At 35.9% G+C, this 17,220-nt stretch carries 16 protein-coding genes; all 16 read right to left on the bottom strand.

From position 1 onward, the window contains the following. Window positions 1–565: 565 nt before the first annotated feature. The 16 genes from GMB29_RS00355 to veg all read right to left on the bottom strand — a co-directional run bounded on the left by GMB29_RS00355 (window position 566) and on the right by veg (window position 17,047). A complete protein-coding gene (locus GMB29_RS00355) occupies window positions 566–829 on the bottom strand; it encodes an RNA-binding S4 domain-containing protein (protein ID WP_136358205.1) in 264 nt (87 codons plus the stop codon). Between the two features lie 2 nt (window positions 830–831). Next, complete coding sequence (locus GMB29_RS00350; RefSeq protein WP_136358203.1) at window positions 832–2,301, bottom strand: bifunctional methyltransferase/pyrophosphohydrolase YabN; 1,470 nt, start codon at window positions 2,299–2,301, stop codon at window positions 832–834. A 9-nt stretch (window positions 2,302–2,310) separates the two neighbouring features. Further along, complete coding sequence (locus GMB29_RS00345) at window positions 2,311–3,951, bottom strand: putative polysaccharide biosynthesis protein (protein ID WP_136358201.1); 1,641 nt, start codon at window positions 3,949–3,951, stop codon at window positions 2,311–2,313. Window positions 3,952–4,120: 169 nt separating this feature from the next. Continuing rightward, the gene (spoVT, locus tag GMB29_RS00340; RefSeq protein WP_136358199.1) at window positions 4,121–4,657 is read right to left on the bottom strand and encodes a stage V sporulation protein T; all 537 of its coding nucleotides are present in this window, start codon (window positions 4,655–4,657) and stop codon (window positions 4,121–4,123) included. Window positions 4,658–4,929: 272 nt separating this feature from the next. Next, window positions 4,930–8,463 (bottom strand): transcription-repair coupling factor, encoded by a 3,534-nt coding sequence (gene mfd / locus GMB29_RS00335; RefSeq protein ID WP_136358197.1) that lies wholly within the window; start codon window positions 8,461–8,463, stop codon window positions 4,930–4,932. Window positions 8,464–8,651: 188 nt separating this feature from the next. Further along, window positions 8,652–8,882, bottom strand: coding sequence for an anti-sigma-F factor Fin (locus tag GMB29_RS00330; protein WP_136358195.1), 231 nt, complete (start codon window positions 8,880–8,882; stop codon window positions 8,652–8,654). Window positions 8,883–9,146: 264 nt separating this feature from the next. Beyond that, a complete protein-coding gene (pth, locus tag GMB29_RS00325; protein WP_136358193.1) occupies window positions 9,147–9,704 on the bottom strand; it encodes an aminoacyl-tRNA hydrolase in 558 nt (185 codons plus the stop codon). Window positions 9,705–9,938: 234 nt separating this feature from the next. Continuing rightward, window positions 9,939–10,565, bottom strand: coding sequence for a 50S ribosomal protein L25/general stress protein Ctc (locus GMB29_RS00320; protein ID WP_136358191.1), 627 nt, complete (start codon window positions 10,563–10,565; stop codon window positions 9,939–9,941). A 342-nt stretch (window positions 10,566–10,907) separates the two neighbouring features. Next, window positions 10,908–11,861 (bottom strand): ribose-phosphate diphosphokinase, encoded by a 954-nt coding sequence (locus tag GMB29_RS00315; RefSeq protein WP_136358189.1) that lies wholly within the window; start codon window positions 11,859–11,861, stop codon window positions 10,908–10,910. Between the two features lie 19 nt (window positions 11,862–11,880). Then, window positions 11,881–13,257: a bifunctional UDP-N-acetylglucosamine diphosphorylase/glucosamine-1-phosphate N-acetyltransferase GlmU gene (glmU, locus tag GMB29_RS00310; RefSeq protein ID WP_136358187.1), complete on the bottom strand. Its 1,377-nt coding sequence runs from the start codon at window positions 13,255–13,257 to the stop codon at window positions 11,881–11,883. Window positions 13,258–13,526: 269 nt separating this feature from the next. Then, the gene (spoVG, locus tag GMB29_RS00305) at window positions 13,527–13,817 is read right to left on the bottom strand and encodes a septation regulator SpoVG (RefSeq protein ID WP_046517517.1); all 291 of its coding nucleotides are present in this window, start codon (window positions 13,815–13,817) and stop codon (window positions 13,527–13,529) included. A gap of 221 nt (window positions 13,818–14,038) precedes the next feature. Next, window positions 14,039–14,413: a RidA family protein gene (locus tag GMB29_RS00300; protein ID WP_136358185.1), complete on the bottom strand. Its 375-nt coding sequence runs from the start codon at window positions 14,411–14,413 to the stop codon at window positions 14,039–14,041. A 1-nt stretch (window position 14,414) separates the two neighbouring features. Then, window positions 14,415–15,266: a pur operon repressor gene (purR, locus tag GMB29_RS00295; protein ID WP_136358182.1), complete on the bottom strand. Its 852-nt coding sequence runs from the start codon at window positions 15,264–15,266 to the stop codon at window positions 14,415–14,417. A 56-nt stretch (window positions 15,267–15,322) separates the two neighbouring features. Beyond that, entirely contained in the window at window positions 15,323–16,192 is an 870-nt protein-coding gene (gene ispE / locus GMB29_RS00290) for a 4-(cytidine 5'-diphospho)-2-C-methyl-D-erythritol kinase (RefSeq protein ID WP_136358252.1), read from the bottom strand. Between the two features lie 197 nt (window positions 16,193–16,389). After that, a complete protein-coding gene (locus tag GMB29_RS00285; RefSeq protein WP_136358180.1) occupies window positions 16,390–16,578 on the bottom strand; it encodes a small, acid-soluble spore protein, alpha/beta type in 189 nt (62 codons plus the stop codon). Between the two features lie 199 nt (window positions 16,579–16,777). Continuing rightward, on the bottom strand, window positions 16,778–17,047 hold the full coding sequence (veg, locus tag GMB29_RS00280; protein WP_136358178.1) for a biofilm formation stimulator Veg: 270 nt from the start codon (window positions 17,045–17,047) through the stop codon (window positions 16,778–16,780). Between the last annotated feature and the right edge of the window lie 173 nt (window positions 17,048–17,220).

Below are 17,220 nucleotides of genomic sequence, written 5' to 3'. Positions count from 1 at the left end.
CATAAGACGAGCCATAATAGAAGGCGTTCTTTGCCTTCAATTATGGATTGACTTATGACTCGAGGGTCTAGGCACTGGAGCTAGACAATTAGAAAAGCGCAAGTGCCTTGTTCAGACCCGACAAGCATAAGACGAGCCATAATAGAAGGCGTTCTTTGCCTTCAATTATGGATTGACTTATGACTCGAGGGTCTAGGCACTGGAGCTAGTCAATTAGAAAAGCGCAAGTGCCTTGTTCAGACCCGACAAGCATAAGACTAGCCATAATAGAAGGCGTTCTTTGCCTTCAATTATGGATTGACTTATGACTCGAGGGTCTAGGCTCTGGAGCTAGACAATTAGAAAAGCGCAAGTGCCTTGTTCAGACCCGACAAGCATAAGACTAGCCATAATAGAAGGCGTTCTTTGCCTTCAATTATGGATTGACTTATGACTCGAGGGTCTAGGCTCTGGAGCTAGACAATTAGATAAGTGCAAGTACCTTGAAACGATCGTAAAAGAGAGCTTACATGCTAAATAATATGTATACTTATCAAGCCCCTTAAAGATTAACGGTTGAGCATGATTACTCCTCATTAACCCTTTCTTCTTTCACAATTCGGTAAAGATTCGCTGCCTCTTCCTTTTTCGTTGTTTCTTTTAATTCTTCAATTTCAACTGTAACTAACTTTTGACCAAAGCGAATTAATAGCTCATCTCCAACTTTTACATTCGAACTTGCTTTACCAGGTGTTCCATTGATGGAAATTCTCCCTTGATCAGCAATCTCTTTTGCTAAGGTTCTTCGCTTAATTAATCTCGATACTTTTAAAAATTTATCTAGTCTCATCGTTATCCCTCTTTTTCAATTTTCTTCGCTTCATCCCAGTAATTATCCATTTCTTCTAAGGACATATCTTGAAGCTCTCTATTAGTTTCTGCTGCCTTTTTTTCGATGTAATAAAAACGGTCATAAAACTTTTTATTAGTAGAAATCAACGCTTCTTCGGGCTCGATATTATAATGTCTGCCTACATTTACAAGAGCAAATAACACATCACCAAATTCCTTCATCAATAAGCGATTGTCAGGATGTGGACCTAACTCGTCCTCAAATTCACGTATTTCTTCTTTTACCTTTTCCCATATTTCTTCAATAGTCGGCCAATCAAATCCTACTTTTGCTGCTTTTTTCTGTAAGTGAAACGCTTTAGATAAAGCAGGAAGTGAGGTTGCAACGGAATCAAGTATTGAATCCTTATTTGTTTCAGCCTTTTCTTTGCGCTTAATCTCGTCCCAATTAGATAAAACCTCGCCTGTATCTTTTACAACAGTTTCCCCAAAGACATGTGGGTGTCTGCGGACCATCTTATCTGAAATGTCTTTAATCACGTCATCAATCGTAAACATTCCCTCATCTTCACCAATTTGGGCATGAAGGACAACTTGAAGGAGAACATCACCTAGTTCTTCAATCATATGATCAATATCCTCTTCTTCAATCGCTTCAATTAATTCATAACATTCTTCGATTAAGTACCTTTTTAAGGAATGATGTGTCTGTTCTTTATCCCATGGGCAGCCATTAGGGCCACGAAGCTCGGCAATGATTTCCCGTAAGGATGTAAATTTATGATGTAACAGTTCCTCATTTGTGACAGGAGGGACATACACACTTGTTAAATTATTTACACTTGTTTCACGATCTAGTTTATAGAGAGGAACCTCTTTTAATTGTTGATCGCTGCTACCAGCTGCTGTAACAATCATTACTTTATAGTCATCTGGCAACTGTTCCATTAATGTCAGTTTAACATCTGAAGCGACCATTTGATCATATACTTGGGTAATAATAATATGACTTTGTAATTGAAGGTGTTCACTCTTCAATGTTAATGCATCCACTAGTTGAAACCCTTCAATTGGATCTATTTCTAATGCTTGAAAGGTGGAATCAAGGAAGCTTTGACCGCCTTGTACAACAATTGTATAACCCTTTTGTCTGCCTTCAGTCAATAAAAGCTGAACGGTTTTTTCTGCAACCAGCGGATGTCCAGGTACAGCATAAACGATATTATCTTCAGCCGCTTTTTCTAACAGAGCTGCTGTAATCTTATGATAAACTTCGTCAAAATCATTATTTTCCTCATAAATGAAATCAAAGGCAGTATAAGTAATTTCATTCTTCAGCTCCTCAATAATTGGATGCTCTTTTGTTCGTAAAAATAAATGTTCTGTAGTCGTAATTAATTTATATACACCAAATGGCAATTGATCTAAATCACCGGCACCTAACCCAACAATTGTAATTTGCTTAGCCATGTATTGACCTCATTTCTTTTCTTTTGTAAGTTTTTTTATAATCGGAATATATCGCAGCTCTTCGTTTGAGAATACATTTAATTTTAAAATCGACCATCCATAAACGATTCCGCCCAGTAATACACCAAGTAAGGAAGCAATGGTCGCATATAAACGTTGATCCAAGTCAATAAACAAGCCTACAACTTTTAATAAAATCGTTACTATACTTATCATTAGTACAAGTGCGAAACCGATTTTACTCAAACACTTCTTTTCTTCAAAAGTATACCCCTTTAAATACATATAAAAAAATGATAATAGTGCTACAATGCCATAAGATAATACTGTAGATAATGCCGCACCGACTACTTCATATTCAGGAATAAGTAAATAATTTAAGATATATTTAAGAATGACACCAACAAATACAGAAAAAGCCGGAACGAAAATATATCCTAAGCCTTGTAAAATAGCAAATATAGTTAAGCAAAGTGAGGTAAACAAAATAGAAACACTTAATACCATTAGAGTTTCTGACCCTGATGAATTAGTAAAAAGCATCACATTGGTTGGCTTCATGATTGCAAGTAATCCTGCTGTTGCTCCTGCCCCTATGACGATACATACCTTAAGGGATAAATTTACCTTTTCATGGATATGGTGCAAATTATTTTGAAGTTTTGCAGTTGCAATAACAGGTACTAGTGATAATGCTAACGATGTTGCAACAACTGTACCTAACTGAATAAGAGGTTGTCCACGGTCATAAATACCTTTTGTTTCCTTTGCTAAAACCTCTCCCATTCCTCCGTCTACTAACAGATAGTAAAGGTTAAGAGCATCTACTAGTTGAATAAGAATGAGTAGTAGACTGCTTAAACAAATTGTCCAACTATACTTTAGTAGCGAGTAAAGAATTTTCCAAGTACGAATTGGCGCTGAAACATTCCATCTTAGACTCGATTGGTGCTTTGAATTGTTCCAAAAGCCAACTAATATGATGAGTGCACCAATACTTCCAATTATTGATCCTGCTAATGCTCCAACACCTGCATCGTAAAGATTATATCCTGCATTTACCATAAAATAAGAACATATTAAAATAAATGATACCCTAACTCCCTGTTCAATCACCTGTGAAACTGCAGTTGGCTGCATATTTTGCTCTGACTGAAAATTCCCTCTTAAAATTGAAACAATAGGGACAATTAAAAAGGCAATTGACGAAACTTGAATGAGAGCTGTTAAATGTGAATCTCCCATAAATATTGCTATATTATCTGAATATATGTATAAAAACGAACATAATATAATGCCAATTATTGATATATATATAAAGGTAATTGTCATGATTTTTGACCGAATTTGAGCAGACTTTCCATAACCATAATCAGTCATCACCTTGGAAATCATCACTGGAAACCCTGATGTTGCTAAAACAACACTCATCCCATAAAAAGGGTATACCTGTTGGTAGATATAGAATCCAATATCACCAACAATATTTTGATATGGAACACGATAAGCAGCACTTAAAATTTTTGTTATTAACCCAGCAACCGTAAGGATAACTGCTCCTTGCATTGCCAGTCTCATACTATTCTTCTGGACGTCCATTCCTTCTCCTCTCAATATCCCACATACTAGCAAAATTATATCATATTCCAAAAGCTTCAGCCCCTTGTTCAAGGCGCTGGACTAGACGAAAAAACTAAGTATAAAAAGCTAATCCTTTCTCCCATAATAATGCGGAAACCTCTTCTCGAGAGAACCACCAATACCACACCGTAAAATAAAAAAGAGGCAGCGGATCCGCTACCCCTCTTTTTTATCCTCATTACTGTTCCATTTGGCGTGCTAAAAATCCTGCAGCCGTTTCAACAGCCTTATGTTCTACTTCGCCAATTGACTGATCTCTTGAAAAGATAATAACAGCTCCAATTGGATCTCCATTTGCGACAATAGGCCCGATTGTATATGATTTAATCTCTTCACTAATTCCTTCAATTAACTGTGTTTCTCCACTATCTGCTTGTAAAACTGAATTTCTTTCCTCCATTGCATGCTCGACAACTTCACTAATGCTCTTATTCATGTATTCCTTCTTAGAGCCACCAGATACAGCAATGTAAGTGTCTCTATCACAAATTAAAACTGGATGACCTAGACTATCGTATAAGGCATCAGCATATTCCTTAGAAAAATCACTGAGTTCACTAATTGGTGAATATTTTTTTAGAATAACCTCACCATCTCGATCCACAAAAATTTCCAGTGGGTCACCTTCACGAATCCGAAGAGTTCTACGAATTTCCTTGGGAATTACGACACGACCTAAATCATCAATGCGACGAACAATACCAGTTGCTTTCATCTTATGTTGCCTCACTTTCATCGGATGATAGGAAAAAGGATGATTGTTTGATTCCTGTTCATTTGGTAAGTATTTAATAACTCATTACTTCTACTTCTAAATACATATCTTTATAAATTCTTTTGACAGGAGCTCTCTCTTTATGTAACAATCACCATTTGTTGAAATTAGTATCCTTCACAACCGATGTAATATACATTATGAAAGTGATTTTTTAGCATTTTTACGATTTAGCAATTATTAAGCCTATCCTATTTTTATACTTGTTAAACCTAGTTAAGATGAATTTCCTCTTTTTTTACTGTTGAAAGTCCATTTAATAACTCAGTTATGATACTAAGCCACTTAGGAACATCAAGTCCTTTTGTTGCTATAGTTATTTTTAGTCTGCCTCCGTCCATACCTAATCCTACCGTGCGGCCATACTTGTTACTTAATTCAAACAATCGATGGCCATCAATTTTATTACTTGCTTCCTCTTCTATTAAGATATTGATCATTTCTTTATCCTGCTTAATAAGTTCTACTCTTTCCTGAATGGCAAAAACTTTTATTTTTGCTATTTGGAATAAGTAATCAACCTCAATTGGGTATTCACCAAAACGATCAATTATTTCTTCCTGCAGTTCTTCTAATTCTTGCAGGGAAGTAATTGCCCTGAACCGCTTATACATATCAATTTTTTGTCGTCCATCTGAGATGTACTCTTGTGGTAAGTATGCATCTACTTGAAGATCTATTTCAACGTCTATAACTTTTTCTTTAGTTGGATCTGCTTGTCTTTCTTCAATTGCTTCTTTTAACATTTGTGAATAAAGATCGAATCCAACTGAATCGATAAATCCATGCTGCTGAGCACCTAACAAATTTCCAGCTCCACGTATTGATAGGTCACGCATGGCAATTTTAAAACCTGAGCCTAATTCTGTGAACTCCTTAATGGCCTGAAGTCTTTTTTCAGCTACTTCTGTTAATACTTTATCTTTTCTATAAGTAAAGTAAGCATAGGCAACTCGATTTGAACGTCCTACTCTTCCTCTAAGCTGGTAAAGTTGTGATAATCCCATCTTATCTGCATCGTTTACAATTAATGTATTTACATTTGGAATATCTACACCTGTTTCAATAATCGTTGTACTCACTAATACGTCAAACTCACCCTCTAAGAAATTAAGCATAGTAGATTCAAGTTCATTTTCAGTCATTTTTCCATGTGCGTAAGTGACTCTTGCATCTGGTACAAGCATTGAGATTTCTTCCGCTTTTCTTTCAATATCCTCAACACGATTATATAAAAAGAACACTTGTCCTCCACGCGACATTTCACGTTCAATCGCTTCCCTTACTAGTACACCATTGTATTCAACAACATAAGTTTGTACTGGAAAACGGTTTTCTGGAGGTGTTTCAATGACAGATAAATCACGAACACCTAGCATCGACATATGCAAGGTTCTTGGGATAGGCGTGGCAGTTAGCGTCAGAACATCAATATTTGCTTTTAACTGTTTAATTTTCTCTTTGTGTGTAACACCAAAACGCTGCTCTTCATCTATAATAAGCAAACCTAAATCTTTATATTTAATATCCTTCGATAAAAGACGATGTGTCCCGATGACCATATCAACTGTTCCATTACTTAATCCTTTTGTCGTTTCATTGATCTCTTTTCTTGTTCTAAAACGACTTAGTAAACCGACATTAATAGGATAATCCTGAAATCGCTCTCTAACGGTTTCAAAGTGCTGTTGAGCTAAAATGGTTGTAGGAACTAATAAAGCAACTTGTTTCCCATCGGCAATGGCTTTAAATGCTGCTCTTATAGCAACCTCTGTTTTCCCATACCCTACATCCCCACAAAGAAGGCGGTCCATTGGCCGTATAAGCTCCATATCTTTCTTAATTTCTTGAATGGATCTAATTTGGTCTTCTGTTTCTTGGTATGGAAAAGCTAATTCAAATTCTTTCTGCATTTCTCCATCTGGTGAAAAGGCATAACCTTGACTTGCTTCACGCTCAGCATACAACTTAATTAAATCATCAGCGATATCTTGTACAGACGATTCAACTTTCTTTTTAACTCTTCTCCAGTCGCTTCCACCAAGCTTGTATATCTTAGGTTCCTTACCTTCTGAACCAACATACTTTTGAACCTGATCGATTTGTTCAACTGGTACATATAGTTGGTCACTGCCTTGATATTTAATATTTAAATAATCCTTATGAATTCCATTAATTTCAAGCGTTTCAATCCCAAGATATTTACCAATCCCATGATTAACATGCACAACATAATCACCAATGACTAATTCTGAATAACTTTTAATTCTTTCTGCATTTGAAAGCTTTTGTCTTCTTACTTGCTTTTTAACTCGCTTTTTAAAAAGTTCTTCTTCTGTTATAACAGCAAGCTTTTGCATTGGTAATTCAAACCCAGTCTGTAAATCTCCTTCAATAATAGAAATGTTACCGCTAACTAAAGTTTCCAGTTCACCGATGATTGTCGCATTTACTTCATAGTCTTCTAACACTTGAGCTAATTTTTTTGTACGTTCCTCATTTACACCTAAAAATGCTACCGCATAGTTTGATTTCTGCCAACGCTCAAGTTCATTTTTCAGTACATGCATTTGCCCATGGAAATTTTGCATTTGCTTGCACGATAAATTTAAAATATTTTGGGGGCTTGTATGTGGAACATGTCTTAAAAATAATGAAAGGTATACTAGAGGAAACTTTGATTTCGCTACGACATCAACATAAGAGTGAGATATTTTCACATCTTGAAAAATCTTTCCTTCTTCGAGTAAACTCGTATACCATTCAGCCTCTTCTCTATCCAACTGATCATATGTCTCATGAATTCTACTGATCTCATCAAGGACAACAATTGAATCACTAGGAAAATAATCTAGTAAACTAGTAGCCCTATCATAGAAAAGGGAGGAATATTTAAACATATCTTGATTTAATTGATCAGTACGCATTCGTTCTATGTCATATTGAATATTTTCAATAAGTAATTCTTTTTGTTTTTCATTTTTTATTTTTTTAAGACTCTTTGCCAAACCTGCTTCTACTGCTTGGATCGTACGATTTTTCGATTCTTCATTTACCATTATTTCAGTGGCTGGTCCAATCGATATTTCCTTAAGCATATGGATGGAGCGTTGATCATCTATATTAAATGAGCGAATGGAATCAATCTCTGTATCAAATAGCTCAATCCGAATCGCATGTTCCTCTGTTAGAGGATAAATATCAATAATTCCACCGCGCACACTAAATTCACCTGGTGTATTAACCATATCAGCCCGTTCATATCCAAGTGAAATAAACTGTTCAATATATTTATCGAGCTCAATATCTTGTCCTAGCGCTAAAGATAAGTGATGTTCCTGCCATAACTCCTTGGGTGGTAACATGCGTCTTATTCCTGCAACTGGTGCAACAACAATTGACGGTTTCCCCTCCGCTAGTCTATTTAACACTTCGATTCTTTGTGCTTTTAGCTCAGGGCTAGCAACAGCAATCTCTGATGCAATCAAATCATTAACAGGATATAGATAAACAACTTGATCATCCAAGAGATGGACTAAATCTTCATATAATTTTTGAGCCTGGAAAAGATTATGAGTAACGATTAAAATCGATTTCTTTACATCATTATAAAGTGCTGCAGTGAATATCGTTCTAGCTGAACCTGATAAACCAGCAACAAGCTGCTCTTTTAACCCTTCCTCTATACCTGAAACTATCGTTCTAAATTCATCATTTTCATAAAAATATTTCTGCAAACTATACAAGCTCAGCCCCCCTATCAAAAATTCTTATAATCTTATTTCTATTAAATCGTAATTTTTGCTGTTTACCCCACCGCTATCGGGCATTAAAAATCACTACTGACAAATATGTTGTCTATGAAAAGCTTTTCATTCCAACTCATCATAGAAAGTCAAAACAGAAAAATGCTTTGGGGTTATACCCAAAGCTCTTACTGAATAAAACTTTCATATTGATGAAGATCAGGGTTTCGATTTAGTGCATCCTGACAATCCTCACAAATTGTCTTAATGTGCATATCGCCATTATCCTGATATGTAATCATCTCTTGACGTTCATCATTCGATAATTGATGAAATCCTAGCTGTTCACTTGAAACAGAGATACTATCAATACTTCCTACTTTCACACCACAGTGTCTACAATGATAATGCAGAGCCATTTTTTCCTCCTAAAAGGTTTGATTATTGCTAGTATGGACCTATTAGGAAGTTGATATACATCGAAAAGCGCAAGCGTCTTGATCAGCCCCGAAAAGCATATGACAGGCCATAATAGAAGGCGTTCTTTGCCTTCAATTATGGAATGGCTTATGACTCGAGGGGCTAGGCGCTGGAGCTAGACAATTCGAAAAGCGCAAGCACCTCGCTCAGCTCCGAAAAGCATATGACAGTCCATAATAGAAGGCGCTATTTGCTCTTACTCTTTAATTAAATTCATTCATTACCTGTACAAATGAAGTTGAAAACCATTTCTCACAGGCATTTGCTGAACGATCAATCGCCTCGTTAATACCGATTTCTTCTTCTTTTGTAAACTGCCCTAAGACATAATCTGATATTTTCATACCATTATTTGGTCGATCAATACCTACACGAATTCGATTAAATTCTTGTGTTGCTAAATGTAAAATCATTGATTTAATTCCGTTATGTCCGCCAGCACTTCCTTTTGATCTTAGACGAATTTTACCGACTGGCAGATCTAGATCATCATAAATAACAACTAATTCATCATCATTTATTTCATAATAATCCATCAAAGGTCGAATACATTCCCCTGATAAATTCATATATGTAAGTGGTTTTAATAATATGATCTTCTCTCCTGAAATATGTCCTATCCCATATATTCCGTTAAATTTTTGACGATCAAGTGGAATAGCCAACTCTTTTGAAAGCTTATCAATCACCATAAAACCTACATTATGTCTTGTATTTTCATACTGCTTACCAGGATTACCCAAACCAATTATGAGTTTCATTAACGAGAAACCCTCCTAACACAGCTTTATCTCTTAATATGTATCTTTCGATAATCGTTCATTCAATCCCTTTATTTTTTCTATTTCACTTTACCCTACTACACTATTATATAACAATAGCACAAAAATAGCTGACTCAAAAGTAAAGTGTCAGCCCTCACCAATTGCTTTTTCTATAAAAGCCACTGAATGAGAGCTGACACCGTGAATCAGCTAAATTGCTATGCTACTCTTTTATTCTTCGTTATGTTCTCGTCCTTCTTCATTCTCTGGTGTTCCTGGTTCTTGTTCTTCTCCACTATCAATTTCTTTTTCCTGTTGTGGAGGAAGGATAGAGGCAATAACTGTTTCCTCATCTTGAACAAACATATAATCGCCATTACCTGGAATATCTTTTATTAACACCGTTTCATTTACACCAAGATTCGAAATATCCACTTCAATTGTTTGCGGAATATTTCCCGGTTTTGAACTAATTGTGATCTGGTGAAGAGGCTGCTGTAACACACCGCCATCTTTAACCCCTTGGGCTTCACCAACTAGATGAATTGGTACTTCAACCTCAACTTCTGCTTGCATGTCCACTATGCGGAAGTCTGCGTGGACAATTTCATTTTTAATTGGGTCTGTTTGCATTTCTGAAAGCATAACCGCGTGTGAGGAACCATCAACACTTAAGTTAATAATTGTATTTTTCCCTTCATCTCTAAGGGTTTTAATTAATTGGATACTATCAATTGCTACTGGTTTACTCTCTGTCGCTTTTCCATAAATAATCGCAGGTATTTGACCTGATTCACGAATTTTCCTTTTTGCTGAGTTTGTGAATTCAGTTCTATTCATTACTTGAATTGTTGTCATAATAACACCTTCCTATCGATTTATAAGCCATATCTATTGGTTTACCCATATCTAGGAAGAAATAAACATCAGAAAAGCGGAAGCGCCTCGTACAGCCCCGACATACATAAGACAGGCCATAATAGAAGGCGCTTTTTACCTTCAATTATAGAATGGCTTATGACTCAAGGGGCTAGGCGCTGGAGCTAGACACTAAAACTAAGTACAAATTCTTATACTTTCTTATTCATTTAAAAACGGATCATTTTCCCTTAAACAAAAAGAAGCTCTTCCTAGAACATCTATTTCAATAAGCTAATAAATAACTTATGAAAGACATCTCTAAGAAAAAGCTTCTTTATATTAATCGAAAAGTAAACTTACTGATTGTTGTTCATGAACACGAATAATTGCTTCACCAATTAAAGGAGCTACAGAAAGTTCAACTAATTTATCAATGCGCTTTTCTTCAGGTAAAGCGATTGAGTTTGTCACAACTAGTTCTTTAATTTTTGAGTTTTGAATGCGCTCAATAGCTGGTCCTGATAAAACTGGATGTGTACAGCAAGCAAATACTTCTTTTGCACCGTTTTCTACAAGTGCGTTCGCCGCTAGCGTAATGGTTCCAGCAGTATCAATAATATCATCGATAAGAATAGCAGTTTTACCTTCAATGTTACCAACGATATTCATCACTTCTACTACATTAGGTCTTGGACGTCTCTTGTCAATAATCGCAATTGGAGCTTTTAGTTTATCGGCAAGCTTACGAGCACGTGTTACACCACCATGATCAGGAGAAACGATAACGATATCATCAAAGTTTTTACCTAAGAAATATTCTCCAAGAATTGGTACTCCCATAAGATGGTCAATTGGTATATCAAAAAACCCTTGAATTTGAGGAGCATGCAAATCTAATGTAATAACACGAGTTGATCCTGCTGTTTCGATAAGATTTGCTACTAACTTAGCAGTAATTGGTTCCCTTGCTCTTGCTTTACGATCTTGTCTTGCATATCCGTAGTAAGGTATAACTAAGTTAATTGTTTTTGCCGAAGCACGTTTTAGAGCATCAATCATGATTAAGAGCTCCATTAAATGTTCATTAACAGGGCCGCTTGTTGATTGGATAATATAAACATCACAACCACGGATACTTTCTTCGATATTAATTTGAATTTCTCCATCACTAAAACGTGTAACAGAGCTCTTCCCTAAATCAACACCAACAACATCAGCTATTTGTTTTGCTAAAGCGGGGTTAGAATTAAGCGTAAATATTTTTAAACTAGAATCTCCATAGCGATTAGACATGGTAAAGTGAAAACCTCCATTAGGAATTTTTATTATTTAAGCGCTCAACATAATTCTCTTTATTTATTTGTCTTGCTCTTGCAACCGATAATGCCTTTTCAGGAACATCATTTGTTACAGTTGATCCTGCAGCGACATATGCTCCTTTTCCAATCGTGACAGGTGCAATTAGGTTTGAGTTACAACCTATAAATGAGCCATCTTCAATCTTTGTTAAAAACTTATTTTTACCATCATAATTAACAGTAATTGATCCACATCCAAGATTTACATCGGCACCAACCTCTGCATCACCAATGTAGCTTAAATGAGATGCTTTACTTCCATTACCCATTGTAGACTTTTTAATTTCGACAAAGTTCCCAATTTTCACATCATCCGAAATAGAAGACGATGGGCGGATATGGGCAAAAGGACCAATTGCAACACGGTTACCAATTTCACTATCATGTGCAACTGACTGGCGAATTGTCGTTTCATTTTCTACTCTGCAATTTTTAATTTCTGTGTTTGGTCCAATAATACAATTTTCACCGATGACTGTTTCACCAAGAATCATTGTTCCTGGGTAAATAACTGTATCGCGCCCAATCACTGCTTCTGCTGAAATATATGTTTGATCTGGATCAATAAGCGACACACCATTTTTCATATGTTCTCTATTAATGCGTTGCTTCATAATTTTTTCAGCTTGTGATAACGCAATTCGATCGTTGACACCTAATGTTTCATCAAAAGAAACAGTTTGATACGCAGAAACTATTTTACCTTCTTTTTTAAGAATCTCAATAACATCTGGCAAATAATATTCGCCTTGGACATTATCATTAGATACGTTTGATAAAGCTCTAAATAATTCCTGATTATCAAAACAATATGTACCTGTATTAATTTCCGTAATCCTTCTTTCTGATTCAGCAGCGTCTTTATGTTCTACAATTTTTTCAACTGTACCCTCTTCATTGCGTACAATTCGGCCATAGCCAGTTGGATCTTCTGCTTTAGCTGTTAAGATCGTTGCTTTTGCATTTGTTTCTTGGTGATGAGCAAGTAAAGACGACATTGTTTCTGCTGTAATAAGCGGGGTATCACCACAAATAACAATTGTTGTCCCTTCTTTATTTTCCAAAATAGATGCAGCCTGCATAACAGCATGTGCAGTTCCTAGTTGTTCACTTTGCAAAGCATATTCACTAGATTCCCCAAGCTCTGATGTTACTTTTTCTGCCCCATGACCAACTACAGTAACAATTTTAGCTAAGTCTAATTTAGATACTTGATCTAATACGTGTTGTACCATAGGTTTTCCACATACTGGGTGCAGCACTTTATAAAGTGAAGATTTCATCCTTGTACCTTGCCCTGCAGCTAATATAACTGCGTACCGATTATCCATTTATTAGGCCTCCATTGTTATATTTAACCTTTTTCAGTTAACTTTTCGACGAAATATACCTATTTATCCATAAAGAAATATATCTTAAAATAACCTTCATTTCAAGACAACAAATAAAACTACATCATATTTCTAATTTTATCATAGTTTTACTTTTTTCATGTAATTGCAACCAACAACTTTATTGTTTGACATAAAACGTTTATAAATAAACCAAATAAATACAAAAAAGGACTTTGCATAAAATGCAAAGTCCTTTTTAACATATTTTAAGAAGCACCTGCTTCTTCAAATTCTACTTCAAGTTCACCTAAACGATGATACTCAGCTAATACAGCATCTTGAATTTTTCCGCGTGTATTAGAATTAATAGGGTGTGCAATATCTCTAAACTCACCATCAGGAGTTCGCTTACTTGGCATCGCAACAAAGAGACCGTTATTACCATCAATAACACGAATGTCATGAACAACAAATTCATGATCTAGTGTAATAGATGCAATCGCTCTCATACGACCTTCAGTATTAACGCGGCGTAATCTTACGTCTGTAACTTCCATTCTGTTCACCACCTTTTCCCCCATATGAAAAACTTAAATAACTAATTCCACGTTCTTTTCCTTATTCCTTCATTTTTTGAAAAATTTTTAAAATTTTCTAAGAAAATTGTAAAACCAGAAGACTTCGTTCCTCTCAAAACGCCAAAATCAAAGGCAAACATATTATCCTTTATTCATAAAAAAACCAATCGTCTTAAGACGATTGGTTTTTAAGATTTGTTTTATTTAATTAAAGCAATAACTTCAATTTCAACAAGAACATCTTTTGGAAGACGTGCAACCTCAACACATGAACGTGCGGGCTTATGCTCAGAAAAATACTGACCATACACGTCATTAAATTCTGCAAATGAGTTCATATCTTTTAAAAATGCCGTTGCCTTCACAACTGTTTCAAGAGAAGCACCAGCTTCTTCAAGAACAGCTTTTAAATTTTGAAATACTTGGTGTGTCTGTACAGAAATATCACCTGTAATTAATTCCCCATCAGCTGTTAAAGGAATTTGACCTGAACTGTAAAACAAGTTACCTGCAATAATACCTTGAGAATATGGACCGATAGCAGCTGGTGCTTGATTTGTATTAACAATTTTCATATTAATCCTCTCCGATCTCTTTATCTTTATCTTTTACAAGTTGGAAATATGTCCCTTGCATAACTTGAATATTTCGTTCTCGAACATCTACATCTGTCAGTTTTACAAGAGAAATATACTCATCAACTAATCTCTCTTCTACTCCCTCTGTCTCAACGAGGACACCTATGCCTGCTACTTTAGCCCGAAATTCCTCTAGGAGGCTGATCATACCATTAATCGTGCCCCCAGCTTTCATAAAGTCATCAATAATTAATACATTTGACCCTTCTTTTAAACTTCGTTTAGCAAGCAGCATCGTTTGTATACGTTTTGACGAACCAGAGACATAATTAATACTAACTGTTGACCCTTCTGTTACCTTGCTGTCTTTTCGAACAATGACAACAGGTACATCTAGTTGACCAGCAACGGCATATGCTAATGGAATACCTTTTGTTGCCACAGTCATTACGACATCAATTTTCCGATCACTAAAAGCCGTAGCAAATAATCGACCCATTCTATTGACAATTGAAGGATCACCCATGATATCTGTTAAATATAAATAACCACCTGGAAGCAGCCTTTCAGGTTTTTCAATTAATTCACAAAGCTCATCAATAAATTGCTTTGCTTCACTTAATTTGACTTGTGGAATGAACTTTACTCCGCCCGCAGCACCGGGAACAGTTTGTAATGTTCCAATCCCGTGTTGCTCAAAAGTTTCTTTCACAATCGTCAAGTCTTCGCTAATAGAAGATTTAGCCGATTGATACTTCTCTGAAAAATATGTTAAAGGTACTAACGAATGTGGATGATGAAGCAGGTAGTTTGTTAGATCAACAAGACGACTACTTCGACGAAATTTCATGGAATAACCCCCAAAACCCGAATATTATTATAATAAATATAGCCTAATATCCGTATTTAATCAAGACTGTTTCGTTCACCTAACATTCTTACCGCGAAAACTTGATCACAAAAGCCCCTTAATCCATTATAAACACGTGGTAAACGTGACTCATATTGAACTAGTCCAAAAACAGTCGGACCGCTACCACTCATCATGACAGCATCTGCACCAAACCTTTTCATTTGGTCCTTAATATTTGCAACTTCAGGATGCATATGTAAGGTAACGCTCTCTAACACATTCCCCATAAGCCTGCAGATTCGATCATAGTCACAATCTTTTATCGCTTCTATCATTCCCTCAACATTAGGATGTTTAATAGCATGAACGTTTAAATTTTTATAAACATCAGCTGTAGAAACTCCTATTGACGGCTTTGCAAGCACAACCCAACAATGTGGCGGTGGATCAATATGATGAATAATTTCACCTCTGCCAGTAGCTAAAGCTGTTCCCCCGTAAACACAAAAGGAGACATCTGATCCAATCTCGGCTCCTAATGCAGCTAACTCATCTAATGTTAATCCTAAATTCCACAATCGATTTAATCCCCGTAATGTTGCTGCTGCATCACTACTACCACCTGCTAAGCCAGCAGCTACAGGAATCGTTTTCGTAATGGAAATGGAGATTCCTTTTCGGATATGATAACGATCCTTTAAAAGTTTGGCTGCTTGGTATGCCAAATTCCGTTGATCATCTGGAACAAACCGGTTATGAGATACAATTCGTATTTCTTCAAATGGCAATTCAATTAGCTCAACACGGTCGGCTAAATCAATTGTTGTCATAATCATCTTTACTTCATGAAAACCGTCCTCACGTTTATGAAGGACATCAAGAGATAAATTTATTTTGGCTGGTGCCTTTTCTAGTACACGCATGTAATCACCTACTAAACGATCTGAAATTGTATCAACATTGTACCACAAAGCAGGTAAAGTTAATAGAAAAGCAGAAGAAGCTTGATTTTGTTATAAATTAACCAATGTTATATCTATAGAAATAAAGGGCTGACAATAAGGTCAGCTCCTCAAGAAATTGAGTCACCTGAGCTTACTTGTCAACCCTGCCGCTCTTTTTATTTATTATCACTGTTTTGCCCGGCAAGCTGTGATTCTGCTATTTCAATTGCACGCTTAACCATATTCCCAGCGTCACGTGCTCGAATCGCTCCCCAGCCTTCTTCTTTTACTGTATCGTAAAAACCTAAGTCTTTAGCTAATTCATACTTAAAGCTCTCAGACATTATTCCACGACGTTTACCCATTCTTAACACACACCCTTTCAAAGGATAAGTTTGGATATAAAGAGACTTTTCGGGGTACTTTAACCAGTTTACCTGCGATAATTACACGCGGCATTTTATATTCTTTGTCTTTATCTAATATTTATGTGAATTGCTCTTTGTTAAATAATTCAGATTGTACAAATTTTTACACAAAAAAAAACAGTAAACAAATGGCTGTTTACTGTCCACTAACTGCAAATGAACCTGTAGCATCTTCAAAAAATGTTAATTGTACTGTTTCAGTAAGTACATCAGCATAGCTGTAAGACACACGTTCAAATGAATTTTCATCTTGATCAAGTTCAATCACAAAGACAGATGGATAGGTTTCTGCTAGCACACCACAGCGTTCTATCGTTTTTCTACGACCACCGTTTGCTTTAAGAGTTAGTCGTCTGCCAAGATTACCATCCAAGGACTTTTTAATATCCGTTAGAGTTTTTCCCATTGCATCCACCTCACTAGTATTATTATACATCCTAAAGCCTATGTAAGTCAAATAAAATTAACATTATATCAATGTTTTTTCCCAACTGTCAATCATTTATTTTCAACAAAATTTTCACTCTTTCTACAGTAGTTTAATCAAACTTGAACACTTTTATGTAATAAAAATGAATG

It is taken from the genome of Metabacillus sediminilitoris, from assembly GCF_009720625.1.
Lineage (GTDB): Bacteria > Bacillota > Bacilli > Bacillales > Bacillaceae > Metabacillus > Metabacillus sediminilitoris.
Note: the sequence above shows the minus strand (reverse complement) of the source record. Positions and strands in the feature narration are given on the sequence as shown.